Annotated in this window: 21 protein-coding genes; 9 read left to right on the top strand and 12 right to left on the bottom strand. The window is 68.9% G+C overall.

Annotated features, from left to right (window positions below; all coding sequences use genetic code 11):
* The 3 genes from paaB to paaZ are packed head-to-tail and all read right to left on the bottom strand — an operon-like array spanning nt 1 to nt 3,253.
* Complete coding sequence (gene paaB, locus ACZ1DY_RS09970) at nt 1-285, bottom strand: 1,2-phenylacetyl-CoA epoxidase subunit PaaB (RefSeq protein WP_007034026.1); 285 nt, start codon at nt 283-285, stop codon at nt 1-3.
* Nucleotides 282-1,226, bottom strand: coding sequence for a 1,2-phenylacetyl-CoA epoxidase subunit PaaA (paaA, locus tag ACZ1DY_RS09965; protein WP_126737386.1), 945 nt, complete (start codon nt 1,224-1,226; stop codon nt 282-284). Before paaA ends, paaB begins: the two co-directional genes overlap by 4 nt.
* Entirely contained in the window at nt 1,223-3,253 is a 2,031-nt protein-coding gene (gene paaZ / locus ACZ1DY_RS09960) for a phenylacetic acid degradation bifunctional protein PaaZ (protein WP_465484142.1), read from the bottom strand. The genes paaA and paaZ overlap by 4 nt, the downstream gene beginning before the upstream one ends.
* Nucleotides 3,254-3,454: 201 nt before the next feature.
* Between paaZ and paaI the strand changes: the two genes are divergently transcribed.
* Genes paaI through ACZ1DY_RS09945 form a run of 3 tightly spaced genes read left to right on the top strand, consistent with a single transcriptional unit; the run spans nt 3,455 to nt 5,717 of the window.
* Nucleotides 3,455-3,844 carry a hydroxyphenylacetyl-CoA thioesterase PaaI gene (paaI, locus tag ACZ1DY_RS09955; protein ID WP_185927413.1) on the top strand — a complete coding sequence of 130 codons (390 nt, stop codon included), beginning with the start codon at nt 3,455-3,457 and terminating at the stop codon, nt 3,842-3,844.
* Entirely contained in the window at nt 3,841-5,127 is a 1,287-nt protein-coding gene (gene paaK / locus ACZ1DY_RS09950; RefSeq protein WP_465484141.1) for a phenylacetate--CoA ligase PaaK, read from the top strand. The genes paaI and paaK overlap by 4 nt, the downstream gene beginning before the upstream one ends.
* Entirely contained in the window at nt 5,124-5,717 is a 594-nt protein-coding gene (locus ACZ1DY_RS09945) for a TetR/AcrR family transcriptional regulator (protein WP_126737382.1), read from the top strand. The genes paaK and ACZ1DY_RS09945 overlap by 4 nt, the downstream gene beginning before the upstream one ends.
* A 93-nt stretch (nt 5,718-5,810) precedes the next feature.
* Here ACZ1DY_RS09945 and ACZ1DY_RS09940 read toward each other — a convergent pair whose 3' ends face one another.
* Nucleotides 5,811-6,077 (bottom strand): hypothetical protein, encoded by a 267-nt coding sequence (locus tag ACZ1DY_RS09940; protein WP_126737381.1) that lies wholly within the window; start codon nt 6,075-6,077, stop codon nt 5,811-5,813.
* A gap of 125 nt (nt 6,078-6,202) precedes the next feature.
* On the opposite strand from ACZ1DY_RS09940, the gene ACZ1DY_RS09935 reads away from it, so the two are divergent.
* Nucleotides 6,203-6,868 (top strand): TetR/AcrR family transcriptional regulator, encoded by a 666-nt coding sequence (locus tag ACZ1DY_RS09935; RefSeq protein WP_257488650.1) that lies wholly within the window; start codon nt 6,203-6,205, stop codon nt 6,866-6,868.
* Here ACZ1DY_RS09935 and ACZ1DY_RS09930 read toward each other — a convergent pair.
* The gene (locus tag ACZ1DY_RS09930; protein WP_465484140.1) at nt 6,795-7,823 is read right to left on the bottom strand and encodes an AraC family transcriptional regulator; all 1,029 of its coding nucleotides are present in this window, start codon (nt 7,821-7,823) and stop codon (nt 6,795-6,797) included. The genes ACZ1DY_RS09935 and ACZ1DY_RS09930 overlap by 74 nt on opposite strands.
* Nucleotides 7,824-7,901: 78 nt before the next feature.
* Between ACZ1DY_RS09930 and ACZ1DY_RS09925 the strand changes: the two genes are divergently transcribed.
* Genes ACZ1DY_RS09925 through ACZ1DY_RS09915 form a run of 3 tightly spaced genes read left to right on the top strand, consistent with a single transcriptional unit; the run spans nt 7,902 to nt 12,186 of the window.
* Nucleotides 7,902-9,017, top strand: a complete 1,116-nt coding sequence (locus ACZ1DY_RS09925) for a winged helix DNA-binding domain-containing protein (RefSeq protein WP_465484139.1) — start codon at nt 7,902-7,904, stop codon at nt 9,015-9,017.
* Between the two features lie 47 nt (nt 9,018-9,064).
* On the top strand, nt 9,065-10,522 hold the full coding sequence (locus ACZ1DY_RS09920; protein ID WP_465485633.1) for a flavin-containing monooxygenase: 1,458 nt from the start codon (nt 9,065-9,067) through the stop codon (nt 10,520-10,522).
* A complete protein-coding gene (locus ACZ1DY_RS09915) occupies nt 10,519-12,186 on the top strand; it encodes a GMC oxidoreductase (protein ID WP_465484138.1) in 1,668 nt (555 codons plus the stop codon). The genes ACZ1DY_RS09920 and ACZ1DY_RS09915 overlap by 4 nt, the downstream gene beginning before the upstream one ends.
* Nucleotides 12,187-12,321: 135 nt before the next feature.
* On the opposite strand, the gene ACZ1DY_RS09910 is transcribed toward ACZ1DY_RS09915, so the two are convergent.
* Nucleotides 12,322-13,812, bottom strand: coding sequence for a chitinase (locus ACZ1DY_RS09910; protein WP_257488653.1), 1,491 nt, complete (start codon nt 13,810-13,812; stop codon nt 12,322-12,324).
* A 161-nt stretch (nt 13,813-13,973) separates the two neighbouring features.
* On the opposite strand from ACZ1DY_RS09910, the gene ACZ1DY_RS09905 reads away from it, so the two are divergent.
* Nucleotides 13,974-16,361: a Tex family protein gene (locus tag ACZ1DY_RS09905; protein ID WP_465484137.1), complete on the top strand. Its 2,388-nt coding sequence runs from the start codon at nt 13,974-13,976 to the stop codon at nt 16,359-16,361.
* 66 nt (nt 16,362-16,427) lie between these two features.
* Here the strand turns inward: ACZ1DY_RS09905 and ACZ1DY_RS09900 are convergent, their stop codons facing one another.
* Both ACZ1DY_RS09900 and ACZ1DY_RS09895 read right to left on the bottom strand, forming a co-directional pair.
* Nucleotides 16,428-18,158, bottom strand: a complete 1,731-nt coding sequence (locus ACZ1DY_RS09900; protein ID WP_257488655.1) for an acyl-CoA dehydrogenase — start codon at nt 18,156-18,158, stop codon at nt 16,428-16,430.
* Between the two features lie 25 nt (nt 18,159-18,183).
* Nucleotides 18,184-19,521: a serine hydrolase domain-containing protein gene (locus ACZ1DY_RS09895; RefSeq protein WP_465484136.1), complete on the bottom strand. Its 1,338-nt coding sequence runs from the start codon at nt 19,519-19,521 to the stop codon at nt 18,184-18,186.
* A 275-nt stretch (nt 19,522-19,796) separates the two neighbouring features.
* Between ACZ1DY_RS09895 and ACZ1DY_RS09890 the strand changes: the two genes are divergently transcribed.
* Nucleotides 19,797-21,476: a DEAD/DEAH box helicase gene (locus tag ACZ1DY_RS09890; protein ID WP_126737374.1), complete on the top strand. Its 1,680-nt coding sequence runs from the start codon at nt 19,797-19,799 to the stop codon at nt 21,474-21,476.
* A 475-nt stretch (nt 21,477-21,951) separates the two neighbouring features.
* Here the strand turns inward: ACZ1DY_RS09890 and ACZ1DY_RS09885 are convergent, their stop codons facing one another.
* From ACZ1DY_RS09885 to ACZ1DY_RS09870, 4 genes are all read right to left on the bottom strand, one after another.
* Nucleotides 21,952-22,884 carry an acyl-ACP desaturase gene (locus ACZ1DY_RS09885; protein ID WP_126737373.1) on the bottom strand — a complete coding sequence of 311 codons (933 nt, stop codon included), beginning with the start codon at nt 22,882-22,884 and terminating at the stop codon, nt 21,952-21,954.
* A gap of 90 nt (nt 22,885-22,974) precedes the next feature.
* Nucleotides 22,975-23,982, bottom strand: coding sequence for an iron-siderophore ABC transporter substrate-binding protein (locus tag ACZ1DY_RS09880; protein WP_465484135.1), 1,008 nt, complete (start codon nt 23,980-23,982; stop codon nt 22,975-22,977).
* 27 nt (nt 23,983-24,009) lie between these two features.
* Nucleotides 24,010-24,903 (bottom strand): ABC transporter permease, encoded by an 894-nt coding sequence (locus ACZ1DY_RS09875; RefSeq protein ID WP_257488659.1) that lies wholly within the window; start codon nt 24,901-24,903, stop codon nt 24,010-24,012.
* Nucleotides 24,890-25,672 carry an ABC transporter ATP-binding protein gene (locus ACZ1DY_RS09870; protein ID WP_257488660.1) on the bottom strand — a complete coding sequence of 261 codons (783 nt, stop codon included), beginning with the start codon at nt 25,670-25,672 and terminating at the stop codon, nt 24,890-24,892. Before ACZ1DY_RS09870 ends, ACZ1DY_RS09875 begins: the two co-directional genes overlap by 14 nt.
* Between the last annotated feature and the right edge of the window lie 8 nt (nt 25,673-25,680).

Here is a 25,680-nt window from a genome sequence, read left to right as displayed (position 1 = left end):
TCACATGTGGGGAACGTTGTCGGGGATTTCGTAGAACGTCGGGTGCCGGTACACCTTGTCGCCGCTGGGCGCGAAGAACGGGTCCTTCTCGTCCGGCGAAGACGCCGTGATGTCCGAAGCCCGCACGACCCAGATCGACACGCCCTCGTTGCGGCGCGTGTACAGATCCCGCGCGTGGTGCAGCGCCATGTCGTCGTCCGCCGCGTGCAGCGAACCCACGTGCACGTGGTTCAGCCCGCGCTTGCCCCGGACGAACACCTCGTACAACGGCCAGTCGTGTTTCATGCCGAGGCACCTTTCTTCGCGGCGTGCGCGGCGGCGGCTTCCCGCACCCACGCGCCGTCCTCCTGGGCCCGCCGCCGGTGCGCGATGCGCTCGGCGTTGCAGGGGCCGTTGCCCTTCAACACGTTCTTGAACTCGTCCCAGTCGACGGCGCCGAAGTCGTAGTGCCCGCGTTCGGCGTTCCACTTCAGGTCCGGGTCGGGGAAGGTGACGCCCAGCGCCTCGGCCTGCGGAATGGACATGTCGACAAAGCGCTGGCGCAGTTCGTCGTTGGTGTGCCGTTTGACCTTCCACGCCATCGACTGCGCGGTGTTCGGCGAATCGGCGTCCGGCGGGCCGAACATCATCAGCGACGGCCACCACCACCGGTTCACCGCCTCCTGCACCATTTCGCGCTGCTTTTCGGTGCCGCGCATCATCGTCATCAGCAGCTCGTAGCCCTGCCGCTGGTGGAAGGACTCCTCCTTGCAGATGCGGATCATGGCGCGCGCGTACGGCCCGTACGAGCTGCGGCACAAGGGAACCTGGTTGCAGATGGCCGCGCCGTCGACCAGCCAGCCGATCACGCCGACGTCGGCGAAGGTCAGCGTCGGGTAGTTGAAGATCGACGAGTACTTCTGCTTGCCGTTGATCAGCTTGTCGGTCAGATCCGCGCGGTCGGCGCCGAGGGTGGCGGCCGCGGAGTACAGGTACAGCCCGTGCCCCGCCTCGTCCTGCACCTTGGCGAGCAGGATCGCCTTGCGGCGCAAGGAAGGCGCGCGGGTGATCCAGTTGCCCTCGGGCTGCATGCCGATGATCTCCGAGTGCGCGTGCTGCGCGATCTGCCGGATCATCGTCTTGCGGTAGCCCTCGGGCACCCAGTCGCGCGGCTCGATGCGCTGGTCGCGCTCGATGGTGGCCTCGAAATGCCGTTCGAGGTCTTCCTCAGGAAGAGTTGCCGTCATGACTGCTCCTTGGCGACGAGGGTCAGCACGTCGTACTTGGCGACCGAGTCGCCGTCGGCGTTGGTGACGTCGGCGTCCCAGCGGACCTCGCCGTACTCCTGGTCGATCCGCGGGGTGATCTGCTTGGCGGTCAAGGTCACGGTCAGCGAGTCGCCGACCTTGACCGGGGTGAGGAACCGCAGGTTCTCCAGGCCGTAGTTGGCCAGCACCGGGCCGGGCTCCGGCGAGACGAACAGGCCCGCGGCGAAGGACACCACGAGGTACCCGTGCGCCACGATCCCGCCGAACAGCGGGTTCGCCGCCGCGGCCTCCGGGTCGGTGTGGGCGTAGAAGGTGTCGCCGGTGAACTCGGCGAAGTGGTCGACGTCCTCCTGGGTGACGGTGCGCGGGCCGGCGACCACGGAGTCGCCGATCTTCAGCTCCGCCAACGACTTCCGGAACGGGTGGACGTCGCCTTCGGTACGCGGCGCGCCCGCGACCCAGCGGCCGGTGACCGTGCTCAGGGCGGCGGGCGAACCCTGGACCGCCGTGCGCTGCATATGGTGCAGCACGCCGCGGACGCCGCCCATCTCCTCGCCGCCGCCGGCGCGGCCCGGCCCACCGTGCACCAGCTGCGGCATCGGCGAACCGTGACCGGTGGACTCCTTGGCGTCTTCGGCGTCGAGCACCAGCAGGCGGCCGTGGTACGGCGCGACGCCGAGGACGACCTCGCGCACGAACTCCTTGTCGGCGGAAACGACGGAACCCACGAGGCTGCCGCCGCCGCGCGCGGCGAGCTCGATGACCTCTTCGGTCGACGTGTACGGCAGCAGCGTCGACACCGGGCCGAACGCCTCGACCTCGTGCGGCTCGGAGCGCTCCGGGTCGGCCTTCAGCAGTACGGGTGAGATGAACGCGCCGCGTTCGGCGTCCGCGCCGACGACCTCGACCTGCTCCGGGTCGCCGAAGACGACCGTGCCGGCGTCCAGCAGCGCCTTGAGCGACCGCCGGACCTCCTCACGCTGCTCCAGGCTGGCCAGGGCGCCCATGCGGACCCCTTCGGCGGTGGGGTTGCCGACGGTGGTCTTCGCCAGCCGCGCGCTCGCGGCCTCAGCGACGTCGTCCAGCAGGTCGGCGGGTACGAAGGCGCGGCGGATGGCGGTGCACTTCTGGCCGGCCTTGACCGTCATCTCGGTGGTCAGCTGCTTGACGAAGAGGTCGAACTCGGTGGTGCCGGGTTTGGCGTCCGGGCCGAGGATCGACAGGTTCAGCGAGTCGGCCTCGGCGTTGAACCGGACGGAGTTGCGCACGATCGCCGGGTGCGCGCGCAGCTTCTGCGCCGTCGACGCGGAGCCGGTGAACGAGACGAGGTCCTGCGCGGTGACGTGGTCGAGCAGGTCGCCGACGCTGCCCGCGACGAACTGCAGCGTGCCCTCGGGCAGGATGCCGGACTCGATGATGATCTCGACCAGCCGCGCGGTGAGGTACGCGGTCTGGCTGGCGGGCTTGATCAGGCTCGGCACCCCGGCGAGGAACGCGGGCGCGAACTTCTCCAGCGGGCCCCAGACGGGGAAGTTGAACGCGTTGATCTGGACGGCGACCCCGCGCAGCGGGACGGCGATGTGCTGGGCGACGAAGGTGCCGCCCTTGCTCAGCTGCTCGACGTTGCCGTCGACGTAGACGGTGTCGTTCGGCAGTTCGCGCTTGCCCTTGCTGGAGTAGGCGAACAAGACGCCGATGCCACCGTCGATGTCGACCATCGAGTCGGTCTTGGTCGCGCCGGTGCGCGCCGAGAGCGCATACAGCTCCTCGCGGTGTTCGCGCAGGTGGGAGGCCAGCGCCTTCAGCAGCGCGGCGCGCTGGTGGAAGGTCAGTTCGCGCAGCGCGGGGCCGCCGACGCGGCGCCCGTAGTCCAGCGCGGCGGCGAAGTCGATGCCCTCGGACGAGACCCGGGCGACCTCTTCGCCGGTGGAGGCGTCGTGCAGCGGCACTCCGTCACTTTCCGCCGTGTGCCACCCGCCGGAGACGTAGCTGCGCAGCAATGCCATGGGTCGACCCTTCACGTGGTGGATTAACAGACCGTCCGTTCAGTAATTCACTGTAGCTCGCGTCCGGGGTCTTGCAAACCCCCGGACGGCGGCGGATCCTTGACATCCACCCGGAAGCGCGCCTTTACTTGCGGCACCCTTTAACAACCGTCCATTCGGTCAGTAACCAGGGGGTCTGGCTTGACTAACGCCGCGCACACGATGTTCGCCGACGACCAGGCGTCGAAGGCGCTGGGCATCGAGCTGGTCGAGGCCGCCGAAGGGCACGCCGTCGCCACCATGCGGATCACCGAGACGATGGTCAACGGCCACGACATCGCCCACGGCGGCTACGTCTTCCTGCTGGCCGACACGACGTTCGCCTGCGCCTGCAACAGCCATGGGCCGGTGACGGTCGCGTCCGGCGCGGAGATCTCGTTCGTCGCGGCTGGCAAACTCGGCGACCACCTCATCGCCACCGCCACCGAGCGGACCCGCTACGGCCGCAACGGCATCTACGACGTCACCGTGCACCGGGAGACCCCCGACGGGCCGGAGGTCGTCGCCGAATTCCGCGGCCGCAGCCGCACCATCCAGAAAGCATCACGATGACCGCCTTCAGTGACGAAGCCGAGAACCTGACCATCGACGAACTCCAGGCGCTGCAGCTGAAGCGCCTCCGGTGGACGCTGCGGCACGCCTACGACAACGTGCCGTTCTACAAACGGAAGTTCGACGAGTCGGGCGTTCACCCGGACGACTGCAAGGCGCTGGAAGACCTGGCGAAGTTCCCCTTCACCACGAAGCAGGACCTGCGCGACAACTACCCGTTCGGCATGTTCGCCGTGCCGGAAGCGCAGGTCAGCCGCATCCACGCGTCGAGCGGGACCACCGGGAAACCGACCGTCGTGGGCTACACGTCCGAAGACATCGACACCTGGGCGACGGTGATGGCGCGCTCGATCCGCGCCGCGGGCGGACGGCCGGGCGACAAGGTCCACGTCGCTTACGGATACGGCCTGTTCACCGGTGGCCTCGGTGCGCATTACGGCGCCGAGAAACTCGGCTGCACGGTGATCCCGGCGTCCGGCGGCATGACGGCGCGCCAGGTGCAGATCATCACCGATTTCAAACCCGAGATCATCATGGTCACGCCGTCGTACATGCTGACGTTGCTCGACGAGTTCGAACGGCAGGGCATCGACCCGCAGTCGAGTTCGCTCAAGGTCGGCATCTTCGGCGCCGAACCGTGGACCGAGCAGATGCGCGCGGAGATCGAGGAACGCGTCGGCATCGACGCCGTCGACATCTACGGCCTGTCCGAGGTGATGGGCCCCGGCGTCGCGCAGGAATGCGTCGAGACCAAGGACGGGCTGCACATCTGGGAGGACCACTTCTTCCCCGAGGTGATCGACCCGTTCACCGAGAAGCCCACCGACGCCGAGGGTGAGCTGCTGTTCACCTCGCTGACCAAACAGGCGCTGCCGATCATCCGGTACCGCACGCGCGACCTGACCCGCCTGCTGCCGGGCACCGCGCGGCCGGCGTACCGGCGGATGGAGAAGGTGACCGGGCGCAGCGATGACATGATCATCCTGCGTGGCGTCAACGTCTTCCCCACGCAGATCGAGGAAGTCGTGCTGGTGACCCCCGCGCTCGCGCCGCATTTCCAGCTGATCCGGTCGACGAAGGGCCGGATGGACCACCTGACGGTGCGGGTCGAAGCGCGTCCGGACGCGTCCACCGAGCAGCGCGCCGAGGCCGCCGCGCGGCTGATCGCCGGCGTCAAGGACGGGGTCGGCGTGAGCGTCGGCGTCGAGGTCGTCGACCCGGACACGCTGGAACGCTCGCTGGGCAAGATGCGGCGCGTACTCGACGAACGGGACCGCGGTTGAGCACCCCCGCCCGCCGGGGACGCCCCGGCTACGACCTCGAGTCGCTGTTGCAGGTCGCGGTCAAGCTGTTCAACGAACGCGGCTACGACGGCACCAGCATGGAGGACCTCTCCCGCAAGCTCGGCATCACGAAATCCGCGATCTACCACCACGTGCCGAGCAAGGAGGAGCTGCTGCGGCTCGCCGTCGACCGCGCGCTGAACGGCCTGTTCGCCGTCGCCGCCGAGACGGAATCCTTCGAGGGCAAGGCGATCGAGAAGCTGGAGCATCTGGTGCGGGGCAGTGTCCTCGTGCTGGTCGAGCAGCTGCCGTTCGTGACCCTGCTGCTGCGGGTGCGCGGCAACACCAAGATCGAACGGGCGGCGCTCGCGCGGCGGCGCGAGTTCGACCGGCTCGTCACGGAATTGGTGAAACAGGCCGAGACCGAGGGCGACGTGCGGCCCGACATCGATCCCGCGGTCACCGCGCGGCTGCTGTACGGCATGGTGAACTCGCTGATCGAGTGGTACCGGCCGCGCCGCGGTTCGGCCGGAACCGAACTGGCGGACGCCGTCTGCAAGATCGCCTTCGACGGCCTGCGGACCCAATAGCCGTAACTCACGTGCTTGAAGGCGTAACTCGCGTGATTGAAGCCGGATCACCTTCAATCACGTGAGTTACGCCTCTGATCACGCGAGTTACGCCTACTCCCCCGCAGCCTTCGGGGGCCGCCGCGCCTGCCAGATCAGCGCGTCGCGCAACTGCTGGATGAGCTGTTCGTCGTCGGCCTCCGACGGATCGACGCCGAGCGGGATCCAGCGTTCGCCGACCTCGGCGCCGTTCTCGAAACTGGTGATCACGATCCCCGCGTAGGAGACGCATTCGTCCTGGACGCGGACGTCACGATGCTGCAGCCGCACACTGACCCACCGTCCGGTACGGCGAACCGGATCGCGTTCGGCACTGGCCATTCGTCCCTACCCATGACACCCGGTCCCCCCGCCCCCAACGTCGCCGTGCGGGCCCCAGGGGTTACCGGCGGGTTGTTCCGAATGCGTAACGGCAGGCGGTCACGTGAAACGGTTACGCTCGGCCCATGAGCACCGATCCGGACAACCGGCGGCGCCGCCTCGAACCGGCCGCCCGGCGCGCCGAGATCCTGACCGCGGCCCGGCGGCTGTTCGGCGCGGGCACCTACGCCTCGGTTTCGACCTCGGACATCGCGAAGGCCGCCGGGGTGGCCAGGCCGCTGATCAACCACTACTTCGGCGGCAAACGGGAGCTGTACCTGGAAGTCGTCCGGCAGATGATGATCGTCCCGGCGCCGGTGATCGAGAACCTGCCCGACACGAGCGCCGAGGAGCGGCTCGCGATCAGCGTCCAGCACTGGATCGAGGTCGTCGAGCGCAACGAGCAGGCGTGGCTGACCGCGATCGGCTCCGAGGCGGTGGGCCGCGACCCGGAGATCGAGCGGATCATGCTGGAGGCCGACGAGATCGCCGCCGATCGCGTGCTCGCGGCCGCGTTGATGAGCGAGGTCACCGAGGGTCGCGAAGAGCTTCGCGCGATGATCCGTTCGTACGGCGGGATGCTGCGGGCGGCGTCACGCGAATGGCTGATCCGCGGCACGCTCGGCCGCGACGAGCTGCGGGTCTTCCTCACCGACTCGATCCTGCATCTGCTGCGCGTCACCTACCCGGCCGTGCTCGCAACGCGTTCCGCCGGGCATAAGCCGCCGGCGTCATCCCCTTCCAGCGTTTGAAGGCGTAGATGAAGCTCGACGCTTCGGCGTAACCCAGCCGCAGCGCGACGTCCTCCACGCTGAGCGCCCCGGTGTCGAGCATTTCCTCCGCCAAGGCCTGACGGACCTCGTCGAGCAGCGTGCGGTAGCCGGTCCCGGCCTCGAACAGCCGCCTTCGCAGCGTGCGCGGGCTGAGCGCGAGCTGCCGCGCGACCTCGTCCATCCCGGCGTCGACGCCGCCGAGCCGTACCAGCCGTTCGCGGACCTGCTGGGCGATCCCGGAGCGCGCCCGTTTCCGCGACACCAGCAGATCGCATTGCGCGGCGCAGACCGCGACCGTCTGGTCGTTGGCCTGCGGCAACGGTTTGTCGAGGAAGAGCGGGTCCAGGGTGGCGAGATGCGACGGCGCGGAGAACGACGGCGTCAGCCCGAAGGTCCGCGTGTATTCGTCCACAGTGGAGGGTTTCTCGTGCCGGAAGGCCAGGGAGCGCAAGGAGATGTCCGGCAGGATGTCGCGCATGACGGTGTGGATGGCGCCGAGGTCGCGCAGCACCAGGAAGCGGGCGACGTCGCCCGGCACGCGGCTGTCGTCCATGGCCAGCGCGAGCCGCCCCGCCTCCACGGTCACGTGCGGGATGCAGAAGGTGAAACTCAGGTCGAGATAGCGCAGGGCGAAGCGCATCGCGTCCCCCAGCGTCGGGCTGCTGATGCACGCGAAACCGAAGATGCCGAACGCGCTGACCCGGTATCGCCTGCTCAGCCGCAGCGCGACGTCGTCCCCGCCGCCGAGCCCGCGGACCAGCGCCCGGACCACCGCGAGCTCCTGCCGCGCGTCGACCTGACCGTCCACGGGGGCGTGCTCGTAGGATTCCAACCCGATGACGCCGTTCTCGGCGGCGAAGCGGGCCATGAGCACGATGCTCGCCGTGCCGCGCGGGTAGTCCCAGTCCCGGATCACCGGCGGCGGTAGTTCCATGGCCGGGATTATGGATCCAGGCAACGCTCGGCGCATTGAGGACGGTAACTGTCCTTGATCCCGATTAGGGTGAGCGGCATGTCCGACACGTTGAGCAGGCGCGCACTGAACCGCGCCATGCTGGACCGGCAGCTGCTGCTCCGGCGTTCGAAGATGACCGCGCTCGAAGCGGTCGAGCACCTGGCCGGCTTGCAGGCACAGGCCCCGAACCCGCCGTACTTCGCGCTGTGGACCAGGCTGCACGGGTTCCGCCAGGAAGAGCTGGCGAACCTCCTGCTCGACAAGAGCGTCGTACGGATCGCGCTCATGCGCGGCACGGTGCACCTGGTCACGCCTTCGGACGCACTCGCGTGGCGCCCCATCGTCCAACCGCTCTACGACCGCTCGGTGCTCGGCAACACCCAGCACGGCCCGGACATCAAGGGCCTCGACCATCAGGAGATCGCTCGCACCGCCGGCAAGCTGCTGGGCGAACGGCCACTTTCGGCGGCAGGCCTCGGCGCGGAACTCGCGAAGCAGTGGGAGGGCGTGGCGCCGTCGTCGCTGGTGCACGTCGCGCGGGCGCTGCTGCCGCTGGTGCAGATCCCGCCGCGCGGCGTCTGGGGCAAGTCCGGGCAGCCGACGTATCAGACCACCGGGGACTGGCTGGGCGCCGAGCCGGATTCGGCACCGTCCCCGGACGCGATGTTCCTGCGCTATCTGACCGCGTTCGGGCCCGCCAGCGTGCAGGACGCGCAGGCGTGGGCAGGCATCACGAAGCTCGGCGAGGTCGCCGAGCGGTTGCGGCCGCGGCTGCGGACGTTCCGTGACGAGAACGGCCGCGAGCTCTTCGACCTGCCCGAAGCCCCTCGCCCCGATCCGGACACCCCGGCACCTGCCCGGCTGCTGGGGCCGTTCGACCAGACCGTCCTGTCCTACGCCGACCGCACGCGGGTGATCAGCGACGAGTACCGCAAGGTCGTCATCACGCAGAACGGCCTGGTCAAGGGCACGATCCTGGTCGGCGGGTTCGTGAAGGGGTTCTGGGAGATCAAGGTCGTGAAGAAGGCGGCGTCGGTGGTGATCACGCCGTTCGAGCCCATCCCGAAGCGGGACCTGGACGCTCTCGAAAGCTCCGCTCACCGGCTCCTGGCCTGGGCCCACCCGACGGCCGAAAGCCATTCGGTGGAGATCGTGGCCGGAAATCTCGATTGAATGGCCGCTCGTGTACTTCCTAGCGGGGTGACCGCTGGGTAACTTCGATCGGCATGACGAGCGTGCTGATCGTAGGAACGGGCTTCGGCGGGGTCGGGACGGCGATCGAGCTCAAACGCGCCGGGTTCGACGACTTCACCATCCTGGAGAGCGCCGACGAACCGGGCGGCGTCTGGCGGGAGAACACCTACCCCGGCGCGGGCTGCGACATCCCGTCGCCGCTGTACTCGTTCTCCTACGAGCCCAATCCCGACTGGCCGAAGCGGTTCTCGCTGCAACCGGACATCCACGCCTACCTCAAGCGCGTGGTGCGCCGCTACGGGCTCGAACCGCACATCCGGTTCGGCACCCGCGTCACCGCCGCGGCCTTCGACGAGGAGCGCGGGCTCTGGCGGGTGGAGACCGCGGGCGGCGAGACGTTCGAGGCCAACGTCTTCGTGCCCGCCGTCGGCCAGCTTTCGCGCCCGGTCCAGCCGGACATCCCCGGCCAGGAGACCTTCGAGGGCGCCAGTTTCCACTCCGCGCACTGGGATCACGACGTCGATCTGCGCGGCAAGAAGGTCGCGGTGATCGGCACCGGCGCGAGCGCGATCCAGTTCGTGCCCGAACTCCAGCGCCAGGCGGGCGAGCTGACGGTCTTCCAGCGCACCGCGCCGTACATCATGGCCAAACGGGACACGAGTTACCGGCGCTGGCAGCAGCGGCTGTTCCGGCATCTCCCGGCCACCCAGCTGCTCGGCAGGCTGCGGATCTTCCTCCTCGCGGAGTACGCGACCTACGCGATGACCAAACATCCGTTGCTCGCCAAGGTCTTCGAGCTGCGGACGGCCCAGCTTCGCCGACGTCACATCAAGGACCGTGCGCTGCGCGAGAAGCTCACCCCGGACTATCCGCTGGGCTGCAAGCGGATCCTGTTCACCAACGAGTACCTGCCCGCGCTGGCGCAGCACAACGTCGCCGTGGAAACCCGGCACATCAGCGCGATCACGCCGTCCGGCGTACTCACCGAAGACGGCGTCGAGCACGAAGCCGACGTCATCGTCTACGGGACGGGCTTCGCGGCGACCGACTTCCTCGGTGAACTCGAGATCGAGGGGCTCGGCGGGCGGGCGCTGTCCGACGCGTGGAAGGGCGGGGCTCGGGCGTACCTCGGCATGACCGTGCCGGGTTTCCCGAACCTGTTCTGCGTCTACGGGCCCAACACGAACCTCGGCGCGGGCTCCATCATCTACATGATCGAACGCCAGGCCCGCTACATCCGACAGGCCGTCGAGCACCTCGCCAAACCCGAAGTGTCCTATATGGACGTCGTGCCGGAGGTCGAGCAGGCCTACGACGAGGAGATCCAGCGACGCCTCGGGCGCAGTGTCTGGACGTCCTGCGACAGCTGGTACCGCCAGGAGAACGGCCGGGTGAGCACGAACTGGCCGGGCCTGGTCACCGAGTACGACCGGCGGACGAAGAAGCTCGACCTCGGCGACTACCGCACGGCGGGCGCGCGATGAACTACGACGTGCTGGTGATCGGCTCCGGTTTCGGCGGCAGCGTCACCGCGCTGCGGCTCACCGAGAAGGGGTACCGCGTCGGTGTGCTGGAGACCGGCCGCCGGTTCGCCGACGACGAGTTCGCGAAGACGTCGTGGCGGCTGCGGAAGTACCTGTGGGCCCCGAAACTGGGCTGTTACGGCATCCAGCGGCTCACGTTGCTGAAGAACACCTTCGTACTGAGCGGCGCGGGCGTCGGCGGCGGGTCGCTCGTCTACGCGAACACGCTCTACGAACCCCCGGACACCTTCTACCAGGATCCGCAGTGGGCGCACATCACCGACTGGAAGGCCGAGCTCGCCCCGCATTACGACCAGGCGAAACGGATGCTCGGCGTGGTGGAGAACCCGCTGGTCACCCCGGCCGACCGCGTGCTGCGCGAGGTCGCCGAGGACATGGGCATCGCGGACACCTACCGGCCGACACCGGTCGGCGTGCATTTCGGCGAGCGCGACGTCGACCCGTTCTTCGGCGGCGAGGGCCCGCTGCGCAAACCGTGCACGCACTGCGGCGAGTGCATGACCGGCTGCCGGGTCGGCGCGAAGAACACGACCGTCAAGAACTATCTGTACCTGGCGGAGAAAGCGGGCGCGGAGGTCCATCCGCTGACCACCGCCGTATCGGTCCGGCCGATCGACGGTGGCTACGCGATCGACACCGTCCGAACGGGACGGTGGTTCCGCAAACGCGAGCGGACCTTCACCGCCTCCGAAGTCGTGTTCGCCGCCGCTTCCCTCGGCACGCAACGGCTTCTGCATTCCTTGAAGGACTCGGGAACACTGCCGAAGCTGTCGCCGCGCCTGGGTCTGCTCGCCAGGACGAACTCCGAGGCCGTGCTCGCCGCGCGTTCCCTGCGCGAGGACACCGACTTCACCCGCGGCGTCGCGATCACGTCGTCGATCCATCCCGACGCCGTCACGCACGTCGAACCGGTGCGCTACGGCAAGGGCAGCAACTTCATGGGCCTGCTGACGACGGTGCTCGTCGACGCCGAGCCGGGCAAACGCCGGTGGGTGCTGGGCGCGCGCGAACTATGGCGGAACCGGCGGCAGCTGGTGCGGCTGCACAACCCACGACGGTGGTCGGAGCGGATGGTCGGGTTGCTGGTGATGCAGACGCTGAACAATTCCGTGACCACGTACACGAAACGCGGGCTCTTCGGCCGCCGGATGACCACGAGACAGGGCATCGGCGAGCCGAACCCGGAATGGATCCCGGCCGGGCACGAGGTCACGCGGCGGGTGGCGGACAAGATCGACGGGCTGGCGCAGGGCGCGTGGACGGATCTGGCGAACATCCCGATCACCGGCCATTTCATCGGCGGTTGCGCGATCGGCGACAGCGCCGAGACCGGCGTCGTCGACGCGTACCAGCGTGTGCACGGCTATCCCGGGCTGCACATCGCGGACGGCTCGGCGATCTCGGCGAACCTCGGGGTGAACCCGTCGCTGACCATCACCGCACAGGCGGAGCGCGCGATGTCGTTGTGGCCCAACAAGGGCGAGGCCGACCCGCGGCCGCCGCTCGGCTCCCCCTACCGGCGCCTGTCCCCTGTCGCCCCGCTCAAACCCGTCGTGCCCCCGCACGCCCCGGCCGCCCTGCGCATCCCCCTCACCCCGCTCTGACCTCACGCGTTCAGTCCTCTGGATGCGGTAGTTCGCCCTGCCAACTACCGCATCCAGAGGACTGAACGCGGGCAATGGAAGGGGCGGGTGCCGTCGCCCGCGCGACGCCGGCACCCGCCCCGGTCTAGCGGATCATCACGGGAGGCCTGCCAGGCCCGCGCTCACCGTGTTCGACCACGCGTAGCCCTGCGAGGCGTCCCAGTTGATCGACCAGGTCATCGCGCCCCGGATCGTCGGGTACGTCGTCGAAGGCTTGAACGAACCGCAGTTCGTGCCCTTCGCCAGGCAGTTCAGCGCGTTGACCGTGTTGCCGGGCGCCTGGTAGCCACCACCGGCCGCCGAGGTCGACGCGGGCAGGCCGAGCCCGACCTGGTCGGCCCGCAGTCCGCTCTGCAGCTGGATGCAGGCCAGCGCGGTGAGGAAGTCGACCGTGCCCTGCGAGTAGACCTTCTGGTCGCAGCCGAGCATCGAGCCGCTGTTGTAGTACTGCATGTTGACGATCGTCAGGATGTCCTTGACGTTCAGCGCCAGCTTGAAGTACTCCGCCGCCGGGCTCTGCATGTCGATCGTCTGCGGCGCCATGGTGATGATCGAGCCGCCCGCCGCGTGGATGCTGCGCAGCGCCTGCGCCATGTAGGTCGCGTTGACGCCGTTCTCGAGGTCGATGTCGACGCCGTCGAAACCGTAGGTCGCGATGAGCGACTTCATGCTGTTGGAGAAGTTCGTCGCCGCGGCCGCGGAGTCGACGCGGATCGTGCCCTTCTCACCGCCGACGGACAGGATGACCTTCTGCCCGCGCGCCTGCGCCGTCTTGATGTCGGCCTTGAACTGCGCGTCGGTGTAGCCGCCGAGCTGGCTCGACAGACCGGAGTCGAGGGTGAAGCTGACCGCGCCCGGCGTGGCCGTCGCGTCGGCGAAGGACACCGCGATGATGTTGTACTTCGTCGGGACGTCGGCGAGCTTGAGCGCCTTCGCGCCGTTGTAGAAGTTCTGCCAGTAGCCGGTGATCACGTGCTTCGGCAGGTTCCCAGTCGGCGGGGTGCTCGTCGTGGTCGTCGGCGGGTTGCTGGTGGTGGGGGTCGTGGTCGTCGGCGTGGTGGGGGTCGTCGGCGTCGTGGTGGGAGAGCCGCCGGGGCCGTCGAGGTTCACGTCGTCGGCGAAGTACGCGGGCTGGCCGTACCAGCCGTGCAGGTAGATCTCGACGCTCGTGGTGGACGCGCCGGTGGTGAAGCTCAGCGAGAGCTGCGACCAGCTGCCGCCGCCGGGGGTCCAGGTGTTCTTGTCACCCGTCCCGGTGCCGGTAACACCGAGGTAGGTGTAGCTGCCCTGCACCCACGCCGAAAGCGTGTACGCGGTGTTGGCCTTCACGGCCACGCTCTGCGAGCAGCGGGCGTTGTCCTGCCCCGCCGGGGTGGCGCTGAGCGCGCGAGTGCCCGAGTGGACCGGCGTGGTGACCACCGCGTTCGCTCCGGTGCAGGTCCAGCCGCTCGTGGTCCCGAGTTCGAAGCCGGGGTTGGTCAGGATGTTGGCGGCCGAGGCGCTGCCCGAGACCGCGAAAGTCACCCCCAGGCACACGGCCAGTGACGACAGCAGGGCGAGGAACGCGTGTTTGGGCTTCACTTTCACGACTGGCCTCCACGAACGGGTGATGTCGGCCACATCAAAATGGTACAGACCAATACAACTGTCAAGGGTTCGGTTAGAGGAGGCCATACGAAAGTCGGCTCGGCACGAGCGGCAGAATGCAGGGTCCGAGAGCACCCGAGGGCGGATTCAGGAGCGTGGGAGTGAGCGTGCAGGGCCTGCAGACAGTCGAGCAGAAGATCGCCGAAGAACTCGGTGTGCGCGAAGGGCAGGTCAAGGCGGCCGTCGACCTGCTGGACGGCGGATCGACCGTGCCGTTCATCGCCCGGTACCGCAAAGAGGTCACCGGGATGCTGGACGACACCCAGCTCCGCACCCTCGAAGAACGCCTCCGCTACCTGCGGGAACTCGGCGAGCGCAAGGTCGCCGTGCTGGAGTCGATCCGCAGCCAGGGCAAGCTGGACGAGGCGCTCGAAGCGTCGATCATGGCGGCGGACACCAAGTCCCGCCTCGAAGACATCTACCTGCCGTACAAGCCCAAGCGGCGGACGAAGGCGATGATCGCCCGCGAGGCCGGTCTGGAGCCGCTCGCCGACGGGCTGCTGAGCGACCCGAACACCGACCCGCAGGCCGCCGCCGCGGTGTTCGTCGACGCCGACAAGGGCGTCGCGGACGCGCAGGCCGCGCTGGACGGCGCCCGCGCGATCCTCGTCGAACGCTTCGCCGAGGACGCCGACCTGATCGGCGAACTGCGCGAGAAGATGTGGGCGGAAGGCCGTCTGGCCTCGAAGGTCCGCGACGGCAAGGCCGAAGAGGGCGCGAAGTTCTCCGACTACTTCGACTTCTCTGAGCCCTACACCAAGCTCCCCTCGCACCGCATCCTCGCGATGTTCCGCGGTGAGAAGGAGGAGATCCTCGACCTCACGATGGAGTCGGAGGAGCCCTCCGAAGAACCGAAGACCGGGCCGACCGAGTACGAGAACCGCATCGCCCACAAGTTCGGCATCTCGAACGAAGGCCGCCCCGCCGACAAGTGGCTCGGCGACACCGTCCGCTGGGCGTGGCGCACGAAGATCCTGCTGCACCTGGGCATCGACCTGCGGATGCGGCTGCGCCAGTCGGCCGAGGACGACGCCGTCCGCGTGTTCGCCGCGAACCTGCGCGACCTGCTGCTCGCCGCCCCGGCCGGCACGCGCGCCACGATGGGCCTCGACCCGGGCTTCCGCACCGGCGTCAAGGTCGCCGTCGTCGACGCGACCGGCAAGGTCGTCGCCACCCACGTGATCTACCCGCACCAGCCCGCGAACAAATGGGACCAGTCCATCGCCGAACTCGCCGCGCTGTGCGCCCGGCACAAGGTGGATCTGATCTCGATCGGCAACGGCACCGCGTCGCGCGAGACCGACAAGCTGGCCGGTGAGCTGATCAAGAAGCACCCGGAACTGAAGCTGACGAAGGCCGTCGTCTCCGAGGCGGGCGCGTCGGTCTACTCGGCGTCGGCGTTCGCGTCGCAGGAGCTGCCGGGCATGGACGTCTCGCTGCGCGGCGCGGTCTCCATCGCACGACGGCTGCAGGACCCGCTGGCGGAACTGGTGAAGATCGACCCGAAGTCGATCGGTGTCGGGCAGTACCAGCACGACCTGTCCGAGATCTCGCTGTCGCGTTCACTCGACGCGGTGGTCGAAGACTGTGTGAACGCCGTCGGCGTGGACGTCAACACGGCGTCGGCGCCGCTGCTGACCCGCGTCTCGGGTATCACGACGACCCTGGCGGAGAACATCGTCGCGCACCGCGACGAGAACGGGCCGTTCAAGACGCGCAGCGGGCTCAAGGAGGTCGCGCGGCTCGGCCCCAAGGCCTTCGAGCAGTGCGCGGGCTTCCTCCGGATCCCGGACGGCGACGACCCGCTCGACTCGTCCTCGGTGCACCCGGAGGCGTACCCGGTGGTCCGGCGGATCCTGAGCTCCACCGGCACCGACATCCGCTCGCTGATCGGCAACACGCGGACGCTGCAGGCGCTGAAGCCCACGGAGTTCGTCGACGACACCTTCGGTCTCCCGACGGTGACCGACATCCTCGCCGAACTCGAAAAGCCGGGCCGCGACCCGCGTCCGGCGTTCAAGACCGCGACCTTCGCCGACGGCGTCGAGAAGATCGGCGACCTCAAGCCGGGAATGCGGCTGGAAGGCGTCGTGACGAACGTGGCCGCGTTCGGCGCGTTCATCGACGTCGGCGTGCACCAGGACGGCCTCGCGCACGTCTCGGCGCTGTCGAAGAACTTCGTCAAGGACCCGCGTGAGGTCGTGAAACCCGGCGACATCGTCAAGGTGAAGGTGCTGGAGGTCGACGTGCCGCGCAAGCGGATCTCGCTGACCCTGCGCCTGGACGACGAGCCCGGCAAACCCGCTCGCGAGCAGGGCGGCGGCGGTCGTGACCGCGGCCAGCGTCAGGGCGGCGGGCAGCGTGGCGGCCAGGGCGGCGGTCAGCGTGGCGGCCAGGGCGGCCGTGGTGGCGGCCGAGACCGCGGCGGCAACTCCGGGGGCGGCGGCGCCATGGCGGACGCGCTCCGGAAGGCCGGCTTCGGCAAGTAAGGTCACTTTGCGCGTGAAGGCCCCCTTCCCTCGGCTGAGCCGAGGGAAGGGGGCCTTCACGGGACTTTACGGGTTCATCGCGTAGGCGCCCGAGAGATCGCGGACCAGGGACCACACGTGGTCGAAGCGCGCCGCGTCCACGACCGGCTTCCGGATCGAAGCCAGCGCGAGCGCCTGCTGCGCGTCCGTCGAGGACGCCTTCCCGTGCAGCTCGATCGCGGTGAGGCTGAAGTCCTGCACCAGGATGGCGAAGATCTGGTCGACGACCTCGGTCTCGATCCCGGTGATCTCGGCCTGCTCCAGCACCAGCTGCCCGTAGACGACCAGCGTGAACAGCTCGGTCAGCGCGAGGCCGAAGTCGATGTCCTGCTGCTGCGCCTCGTCCGGGGCCGCGTCGGTGAACAGCTTCACCAGCGCCTCGGCCTGCTCGGTGAACCGCGCGACGTTCGGGATCGCGGACGCCTTCGCGTACGCCTCGCGCCAGTCGTGGAACCGCACCTTGGACAGCCCGCGCGCGGGGCCCTGGCGGAACAGGAACTCGTCGTCGGCCGCGTCGGACCGGGTCGGCACCGGCTCGTAGGCCTGCGGCGCGAACAGGTACGCGGGCACGAACTTCGCGATCAGCGCGAGGTTCACCGCCACCGTGCCTTCCAGCTTCGGCAGGCCGTCGATGTCGTTCTTGGACATCGCGAGGTAGGTGTCCGCCTCGAAACCCTTGGCCGCCACCACATCCGCGACCAGGCCGATGACCTTCTGCGCCTCGGTGGTCACCTTCATCTTGGTGATCGGGTTGAACAGCAGGTACCGGCGGTCGTCCGCGTTCGCGCTGCGGAAGTAGTCCACGGCGCGGTCGGAGAACAGCTTCATCGCGACGAGCCGCGCGTACGCCTCGACGAATTCCCGGCGCACATGCGGGAAATCGGTGACCTTCTTGCCGTAGAGCACCCGGTTGTGCGCGTGCGTGATCGCCTCGTACAGCGAGTGCGTCGACATCCCGATGCCGCCGAAGCACAGGTTGAACTTGCCGATGTTGACCGTGTTCAGCGCCGCGGAGAACGCGTCCGCGCCGACGTGCAGGATGTCCTCTTCGGACACCGGGTAGTCGTTCAGCTCGAATTCGGCGACGTACATCTGCGACGGCACGACGTTCTTCACCACGCGGTAGTTCGGGTGTTCCGAGTCCGCGTAGAAGAACACGTACTGGTCCGGGCCCTCGACGCCGTCGATGCGGCCGAACACCGACACGGTCCGCGCGCAGTTGCCGTTGCCGATGTAGTACTTCGACCCGTTCGCGCGGTAGCCGCCCTTGCCGTCCGGGGTGAGCACGAGGTCCGACGAGTAGATGTCGGCCCCGTGCTCCTTTTCGGACAGTCCGAACGCGGCGACGCCGCCGGCCGCGAGCGAGTCCGCCGCGCGTTTGCGGGCGGCCTCGTTCGCGCTCTGCCACACCGGGCCCAGGCCGAGGATGGTGACCTGCCACGGGTACCAATAATTCAAGCCGTAGAAACCGAGGATTTCCGACAGGGCCGCGACCCGCGCGGTGTCCCAGCGCTTGTCGGGGTTCCCCTCGGCGTTCGCGCCAGGAGTGAGGAACGTCGAGAACAGGCCTTCCTTGCCCGCGAACTCGATGAAGTCCGCGTAGAAGGTCCGGTCGTGGTAGTCCTCGACGAGCTTGCGCTTGCCACGCTGTTCGAACCACTCGATGGTGGCACGCAACAGGCGACGCGTCTCCGGGTCGAACTGCTGGGGGTCGTACCCACCCGGGTTCAGCAACAACGCGGTCGCCTTTTCGCTCATGGTCACTCCTGGTCAGCCGAAGTTACTACCCGGTAACCGTAGCGCCTCGCTTCGCCGTCCGGCCACCGAACTCGATCGAAGTCACCCGTCCACGCTCGTCGCGCAGGAAACGCGCGGTGGGTTTACGGGTGTCGGCGGCGGGGGCGATCGCGTCACCGCCCACGAAAACGGCCTCGAACGGCGGCGGCGAGGGGAAACCCTCGACGTCGGCGACCAGCTGGGCCCAGAGGGCGCCGTCGCGGTCCTCGACCACGAACGCCAGGTCACCGGTCTGGTAGCGGCCCAGGTACTCGGCGATGTCCGGCTGCGGCACGGGCGGTGGGATCTCCAGCGAGGGCAGCCCGACCAGATGTACCAGGCACCATTCGACGATTTTCGCGCCCAGCGCGGACCCGCCCGCGCTGTTGGTCAGCACCGTGACGGCGAAATCGTGTTCCGGCAGGGTGACGAAGTCCGACAGCTGCAGGTTGCTCACGTTGCCGCCGTGCCGGACCAGCCGGGCGGCGCCATGGGTCGTGTGCAGCCAGCTCAGCCCGACCTCCTCGAACCCCAGCGCGGCCTTGCGTTGCGGCGACCTCATGAGGTCGCGGGTCTCCTCACTGATCGGCGGCTCGCCCTCGGCTTCTCCGGTCAGGAAGAACCGGGCCCATTTCAACTGGTCTCCCGCCGTCGACCACAGCCCGCCGCTCGCGCTGTCCGCGCGGGTGAGTCCCACGGTGTGCTCGACCGCCGGTTCGCCGTCGCGCAGCACGTGCCCGACGGCGTGACGGCGCGTGAGCACTTCCCAGGGCAGGTAATACGACTCGGTCATGCCGAGCGGTTCGAGCAGCCGGGCGCGGACCACGTCCTCGAAGGGTTCGCCCGCCACCACCTCGACGACTCGTCCGGCCAGCTGGAATCCGGCGTTGCAGTAGGAGAACACCTCGCCGGGCGGGAAGTTCTGCGGCAGGTCGCCGAACTTCGCGATCGCGAGGGCCAGCGCGTCGTCACCCCACCCGGTGGTGAAGTCTACGTCGCCGAGGAAACCGGCGGAATGCGTGAGCAGATGACGCAGGGTCACCGTCTTGCGTGCCACCGGATCCGCCAGCGGGAGATCGGGAACGTAGTCGACGACCGGCCTGTCGAGATCGAGCACGCCGTCCTCGGCCAGGGCCAGCACGGCGGCCGCGGCGAAGGTCTTGCTGGTGGAGCCGATCATGAACAGGGTGCCGGGATCGACCGGAAGCCCGGTGTCCACACTGGACACTCCGGTGGCGAATACCGACTCCTCGCCCCGGTAAGTCACCCCCACCACCGCTCCGGGGACGTTCGCGCGACGCGCCTGCTCGTCGAGCACCCCTTGCAGTTCCTGAACGTTCGACACCCGTGTCCCCTTTCGTCCGGTCGGGCCAGCGTTTCACCGCGGCGCCGCCTCCGGCTCGTCCGAACCGACGAACATCACCGGGCCGGTGCGGGCGATATCACGTAGCCCGGGAGATCACGACCCAGTACACTGGACGACGCGGTCCGCTCAGTTCTGCCTCGGGCCGCGTTTCGTTGTCGAAGACCACGCGCCGCGGCCCCCGAGGTCTGCGCCGGGCAGGACAACCGTTCCTATCCTTACGGAGATACCAGGGCGCGCTTCGCGCCCACACGCTTATGAGCACACCTACTTTCACCGAACTCGGCCTGCCCAAGACCATCGTCGACGCGCTCGCCGAACAGGGCGTCACCAGCCCGTTCCCGATCCAGGCCGCCACGCTGCCGCATTCGCTGGCGGGCCGGGACGTACTCGGCCGCGGCCGCACCGGCTCCGGCAAGACGTACGGCTTCGTGCTGCCCGTCCTCGCCCGGCTCGCCGAAGGCCCGACCCGCCGCCGCCCCGGCCGCCCGCGTGCGCTGGTCCTGGCGCCGACGCGCGAACTGGCGACCCAGATCGAGGCGTCGTTCCTGCCGCTGGCCAAACCGCTCGGCCTCAAGGTCACCACGATCTTCGGTGGCGTCAGCCCCAACCCGCAGATCACCCGGCTGCGTGACGGCGTCGACATCGTCGTCGCGTGCCCCGGCAGGCTCGCCGACCACATGCGCTCCGGCGAGGCGAAGCTCGACCACATCGAGATCACCGTGCTGGACGAGGCCGACCACATGGCCGACCTCGGCTTCCTTCCCGACGTCCGGCGCATCATGGCCGAGACGCCGGAGCGCGGGCAGCGGCTGCTGTTCTCCGCGACCCTCGACGCGGGCGTCGACGTGCTGGTCAAGCGCTTCATGCACGACCCGGTCACGCACAGCGTCGACTCGGCCCAGTCGCCGGTCTCGACCATGAAGCACCACGTGCTGCACCTGGAGGAGACCCACCGGCTGCCGGTGCTGATCGACCTCACCGCCGCGCCGGGCCGCACGCTGGTGTTCACCCGCACGAAGCACCGCGCCAAGCAGCTGACGCGCAAGCTCATGGCCTCCGGCGTGCCGGCGGTCGAACTGCACGGCAACCTCGGCCAGACCGCGCGCACGCGCAACCTGGAGGCGTTCGCCTCCGGCGCGGCGAAGACGCTGGTCGCCACCGACATCGCCGCGCGCGGGATCCACGTCGACGACGTCACGCTGGTCATCCACGCCGACCCGCCGGTCGAGCACAAGGCGTACCTGCACCGCTCCGGCCGGACCGCGCGGGCCGGGGCGTCCGGCACCGTCGTCACGCTGATGACCGACGCGCAGGTCGGCGACGTCCGCGACCTCACCCGCAAGGCGGGTATCAAGCCGACCACGACGCAGCTCGGCCCCGGCCACCCGCTGCTGTCGGAGCTGGCGCCCGGTGAGCGTTCGTTCACCGCGTCGCCGCGGCGGCCGATCGTGGACACGCGGCCGAAGCGGGTCAGCGCCAGCGGTGAGGCCATCCCGGGCAAGGGTGAGGACGAAGACCGTCCGGCCAGCGGTGGGCGTGGCGGCCGCGGTGGACGTGGCCGAGGCCCGTCCGCCGGTGGCCGCGGTGCTTCCGGTGGCGGCCGTGGCTCTTCTCGCGGCGGTCGCGACGCTTCCGGCCGCGCTTCCGACGGGCGTTCGCGTCAGCCTCGCGCCGAGGGCGACCGCCGAGGTGCTCCCGCCGGCCAAGGCCGTCGCGCGGCCGAGTCCGCCGGACGTCGCGAAGGCGCGCCCAAGGGCGGCGGCCAGGGTCGTCGCGCCGCCGACTCCCAGCCGCGCCGCGGCTCCGGTGCCGGCAAGTCCCAATCAAGCCGGGCCCAGTCCTCGCGGACCCAGTCCGGCGGTGCTCCGGCCCGTCGCGGCGGTGCCGCCGCTTTCTCCTCCGGGACCCGCGCCGGCTCGCGCCGCTCGCGCTGACGCTCCCCGCCTCCCGTCACGCGAGTTACTCCCCCAATCACGCGAGTTACGCCCTCAAGCACGTGAGTTACGCCCTTAAGCACGCGTGTTCCGGCGGACGACACGTGTGATCCGATGGACGACACGTGAGTCGTCCGCCTGATCACGCGTGTCGTCCGTTTAATCACGCGTGTCGTCCGTCTGATCACATGAGCCGGCCGCCGGATCACACGTGATGGCCGTCGGCTCTCACGGGTTCGAGGGCGGACACGTGTGTCTGGGGGCGTGACTCACGTGGCTGGGGACGTAACTCGCGTGATTGAGCACGCAACTCGCGTGGCCAGAGGCGTAACACGCGTGATTGAGCGCGCAACTCCCGTGATTGAAGGCGTAACTCGCGTGGGTTGAGGCGTAACTCGCGTGAGCAGAGGCGTAACTCGCGTGAGTAAAGGCGTAACTCGCGTGGGTGGGGCGTGGCTCGCGTGGAGGGGGCGGGTCAGGACTGGCGGGCGGCGGCGCGGGCTTCAGCGGCCGCCCGACGCTCCTCGAAGCGTGAAGCCTGCGTGTCGAGGGCCTTCAGGAACTGGTCGAGTTCGTCCCGCGCCTTCTCCCCCACCTCGCCGAGCCCTTCGAGCTCGAAGATCTTCCACTGCCGCAGCAACGGCCAGATCACCTCGTCGTGGTGGATCCGCAGGTCGTAGATGCCCGCCTTCGCGATCAGCGCGGCCTTCCGCACGAAGCTCGGGATCACCGCGCCCGGCATCTGGAACTGGACGACCTCGTCGGTGATTGCGCGCATCATCGCGTCGGGTGAGAGCTCCAGCGACGCCTGCACCAGGTTCCGGTAGAAGAGCATGTGCAGGTTCTCGTCCATCGCGACCCGCGCGAGCAGCTTCTCGCACAGCGGATCCTGCGTGTACTTCCCGGTGTTGCGGTGTGAAATCCGCGTCGCCAGCTCCTGGAAGGACACGTACGCGAAGACGTTCAGCAGCTCCTTGTCGCCGCTGTCGTACCCGGCCTGCATGGTCTGCATCCGCGCCCGCTCCAGCTCGACCGGGTCCACCGCGCGCGTCACCAGCAGGTAGTCGCGGATGCAGATCCCGTGGCGGCCCTCTTCGGCGGTCCAGCGATGCACCCACGTGCCCCACGCGCCGTCGCGGCCGAAGGCGCGCTCGATTTCACGGTGGTAGCTCGGCAGGTTGTCCTCGGTGAGGAGGTTGACCTCCAACGACGTCCGCGCGATCGGCGACACCCGCGACTGCTCGGGATCCCAGGCCTCGCCGCCGAGATCGGCGAAGTTGCGGCCTTCGTCCCAGGGCACGTACTCGTGCGGCATCCACTCCTTGGCGACCGTGAGATGCCGGTTGAGGTTCTCCTCCACCGTCCCCTCGAGCTCGAGCATCAGCCGGGTGGTTTCGGGGACCGCCATGCGTCTCGTCCTTCCAGGGTACGGAAAACGCCTACCTACGACACCGTAACTTACGGTGTCGTAGGTTTGCCACCTCCGGAAGGTGAACGCTCAGGAGCTCGCCAGCTTCGGCACCAGCTGTTCGATCGCGTACGGGATGCTCAGCACGGTGTTGAACGAGATCGCGGCCCCGACCGGCGGGTTCTCGTAGGTGATGAACAGATCCCGCTTCTCCGCCGACACCTTCAGCCGCTGATACACCGGATCCGCCCGGATCCGAGCCTCCGCGCCAAGATCGGAGTTCAGCCACACCAGGCGATCCGCGTCGAACAGGTCGAACCGTTCGGACGAGACCTCGACGACGTTGTTCTCCGGCCTGCTCAGTGCCTTGACCGGTTCGAACGGCCGGAAGCCCAGCTCGGTCATGAAGATCATCTTCGGGTCGGTCGTGGTGAACGCGGAGAATTTGCCCGCCTCGAAGGTGTCGGCGACGACTATCGTCAGCTTCGCGAACCCGGGGTGTTCGGCCCGCGCCTGCGCGAACCGCCGGTCGATGCCGGCGATCAGGTCTTCGGCCTTCCGCGGGAGCCCCAGCGCACGGCCCACCATCCGGGTCATCTCCTGCCACGGCGCCGCGTAGTCCTCGTACTTCGGCGGCTGCGCGACGACCGGCGCGAGCTGCGAGAGCTTGTCGTACTGCTCCTTCTTCATCCCGCTGTACTGGGCGAGGATCAGGTCCGGCTTCAGCGCGGCGATCTTCTCGAGGTTGAAGTCGTCCCGTTCGCCGACGACCTCCGGCCGCTTGTCACCCCAGCGAGCCTGGGTCCACGGCCACTTCCCGTACGGCCGCTCCTTGAACCAGTCGACGGCGCCGACCGGCCGGATCCCGAGCGCCAGCACGGCGTCGTGGTCGGACAGGCCGAGCGTGACGATCCTCGAAGGCTGCTTCTCGACCGTCGCCGACCCGTATTTGTGCTCGACGGTCACCGGGAAGGTGCCCCGGGACTCCGGCGGCACCAGGCTCTCGTCGGCCGATTGCGAAGAACCACAACCGGCCACCAGCAACGACATCATCAGCGCGGTCAGGGTCGCCTTGACCCGCACCCCAGTAACGGACATGCGGGTAAGGCTAGCCTGACCAAAGTCCTAAAGGGACGCGGTGAGACCACGCGCACGCAGGACCGAACGTTCCAGCGGACGGAACACCACCAGCTCGATACCGACGCCGACCAGCAGGATCAGGAAGATCGCCGAGATCACGCCTTCCATGCTGTTGAACGACGAGCCCTCGTTGAGGTACGCGCCGAGTCCCTTGCCCAGCGCCGGGGACAGCGCGATCAGCTCGGCGGCCATCAGCGAACGCCACGAGAACGCCCAGCCCTGCTTGAGCCCCGCCAGGAAGCCGGGCAGCGCGGCGGGCAGCAGGATGTGCCGCGCCGACGAAAGCCGGTTCGCCCCCATGACCTGGCCGACCCTCGGCAGGATCGGCGGGATCTGGTCGATGCCCGAGACGAGACCGTTCGCGATCGAAGGCACCGAACCCAGCAGGACCACGAAGTAGATCGACGCGTCGTTCAGCCCGAACCACAGGATCGCCGCGGGCACCCACGCCACCGACGGCAGGCTCTGCAGCCCGGTCAGGAACGGGCCGACGGCGGCGCGGACGATCTTGACCTTCGCCACCAGCAGCCCGAGCGGGGTCCCGATGACCACGCCGATCAGGAAGCCCAGCGCGGCCCGATGGACCGACGTCCAGACGAACTCGAAGATCTCGCCGTCGACGGTGATGCCGACGAGCTCACCCCAGACCGCGAGCGGCGCGGGCAGCATCGACTCCGGCCAGAACGCGGCGGCCCACAAGGCCTGCCACAGCGCGACCAGCAACACCAGGAAGACCACCGGCGGCACGAAACCGCGCAGGAACCGCTTGCCCCGGCTTTCCCGGCGTTCCCCGGTGGGGGTGTCGAGCGAGTCCAGCCCCGCGCCGACTGCCTCGTCGGCGTCCGCCGCCTCGGTTTCGGGGCGGTCAAGCCGCGGCATGGGTACTGATCACCTCCCGGAGGTGACCGGTGATCTCCAGCGTCAGCTCCTCGGCGTCGGAGGCCTGGACGTCGCGCCATTCCCGCACGACCCGGCCCGGCCGCGACGAAAGCAGCACGACCCGCTGGCCGAGCCGGACGGCCTCGCGGACGTCGTGGGTCACGAACAGCACCGACGTGCCGGTGCTGCGGTAGACGCGCAGCAGTTCACCCTGCAGGACGTCGCGGGTGATGGCGTCGAGCGCGGCGAACGGCTCGTCCATCAGCAGCAGCGACTGCTCCGGGTCACCGCCGACGCGCAGGGTGGCGGCCAGCGCCCTGGCGAGCGCGACGCGCTGCCGCATCCCGCCGGAAAGCTCGTGCGGCCGCTTGTCGCCCGCGCCGCCGAGGCGGACGAGTTCGAGCAGTTCGGCCGCCTTCCGGCGACGTTCGGACCGGCCGAAACCGGCGAGACGCAGCGGCAGTTCGACATTGCGGGCCGCGGTCAGCCACGGCATCAGCGCGGCCTCCTGGAACATGACCGCCGGCCGGGAGGTCTCCAGGGTGATCGAGCCCGAGGTCGGCCGGTCGAGACCGGCGACCAGGTTCAGCAGGGTGCTCTTGCCGCAGCCCGAGGCGCCGAGGAGACAGACGAACTCGCCGGGGGCGACCGTCAGGTCCATCCCGTCGAGGGCCACGACGGCGCGGCCCGTCGGCCCGAAAGCCTTCCGCACCCCGTCGAGGCGCACGGCGACACCGGTGGACAGGCCGGGCTCCAAGGTGGTCGTCATCGCTGATC

Source organism: Amycolatopsis sp. PSD-21, from assembly GCF_055561455.1.
The sequence above is the reverse complement of the archived record's forward strand: the minus strand, read 5'-3'. Positions and strand labels throughout refer to the sequence as shown.

What these genes read in the sequence shown, in the direction of transcription:
- paaB (WP_007034026.1), bottom strand. Translation starts at nt 285, where the DNA reads ATGAAACACGACTGGCCGTTGTACGAGGTGTTCGTCCGGGGCAAGCGC.
- paaA (WP_126737386.1), bottom strand. Translation starts at nt 1,226, where the DNA reads ATGACGGCAACTCTTCCTGAGGAAGACCTCGAACGGCATTTCGAGGCC.
- paaZ (WP_465484142.1), bottom strand. Translation starts at nt 3,253, where the DNA reads ATGGCATTGCTGCGCAGCTACGTCTCCGGCGGGTGGCACACGGCGGAA.
- paaI (WP_185927413.1), top strand. Translation starts at nt 3,455, where the DNA reads ATGTTCGCCGACGACCAGGCGTCGAAGGCGCTGGGCATCGAGCTGGTC.
- paaK (WP_465484141.1), top strand. Translation starts at nt 3,841, where the DNA reads ATGACCGCCTTCAGTGACGAAGCCGAGAACCTGACCATCGACGAACTC.
- ACZ1DY_RS09940 (WP_126737381.1), bottom strand. Translation starts at nt 6,077, where the DNA reads ATGGCCAGTGCCGAACGCGATCCGGTTCGCCGTACCGGACGGTGGGTC.
- ACZ1DY_RS09935 (WP_257488650.1), top strand. Translation starts at nt 6,203, where the DNA reads ATGAGCACCGATCCGGACAACCGGCGGCGCCGCCTCGAACCGGCCGCC.
- ACZ1DY_RS09930 (WP_465484140.1), bottom strand. Translation starts at nt 7,823, where the DNA reads ATGGAACTACCGCCGCCGGTGATCCGGGACTGGGACTACCCGCGCGGC.
- ACZ1DY_RS09925 (WP_465484139.1), top strand. Translation starts at nt 7,902, where the DNA reads ATGTCCGACACGTTGAGCAGGCGCGCACTGAACCGCGCCATGCTGGAC.
- ACZ1DY_RS09915 (WP_465484138.1), top strand. Translation starts at nt 10,519, where the DNA reads ATGAACTACGACGTGCTGGTGATCGGCTCCGGTTTCGGCGGCAGCGTC.
- ACZ1DY_RS09900 (WP_257488655.1), bottom strand. Translation starts at nt 18,158, where the DNA reads ATGAGCGAAAAGGCGACCGCGTTGTTGCTGAACCCGGGTGGGTACGAC.
- ACZ1DY_RS09890 (WP_126737374.1), top strand. Translation starts at nt 19,797, where the DNA reads ATGAGCACACCTACTTTCACCGAACTCGGCCTGCCCAAGACCATCGTC.
- ACZ1DY_RS09885 (WP_126737373.1), bottom strand. Translation starts at nt 22,884, where the DNA reads ATGGCGGTCCCCGAAACCACCCGGCTGATGCTCGAGCTCGAGGGGACG.
- ACZ1DY_RS09880 (WP_465484135.1), bottom strand. Translation starts at nt 23,982, where the DNA reads ATGTCCGTTACTGGGGTGCGGGTCAAGGCGACCCTGACCGCGCTGATG.
- ACZ1DY_RS09875 (WP_257488659.1), bottom strand. Translation starts at nt 24,903, where the DNA reads ATGCCGCGGCTTGACCGCCCCGAAACCGAGGCGGCGGACGCCGACGAG.
- ACZ1DY_RS09870 (WP_257488660.1), bottom strand. Translation starts at nt 25,672, where the DNA reads ATGACGACCACCTTGGAGCCCGGCCTGTCCACCGGTGTCGCCGTGCGC.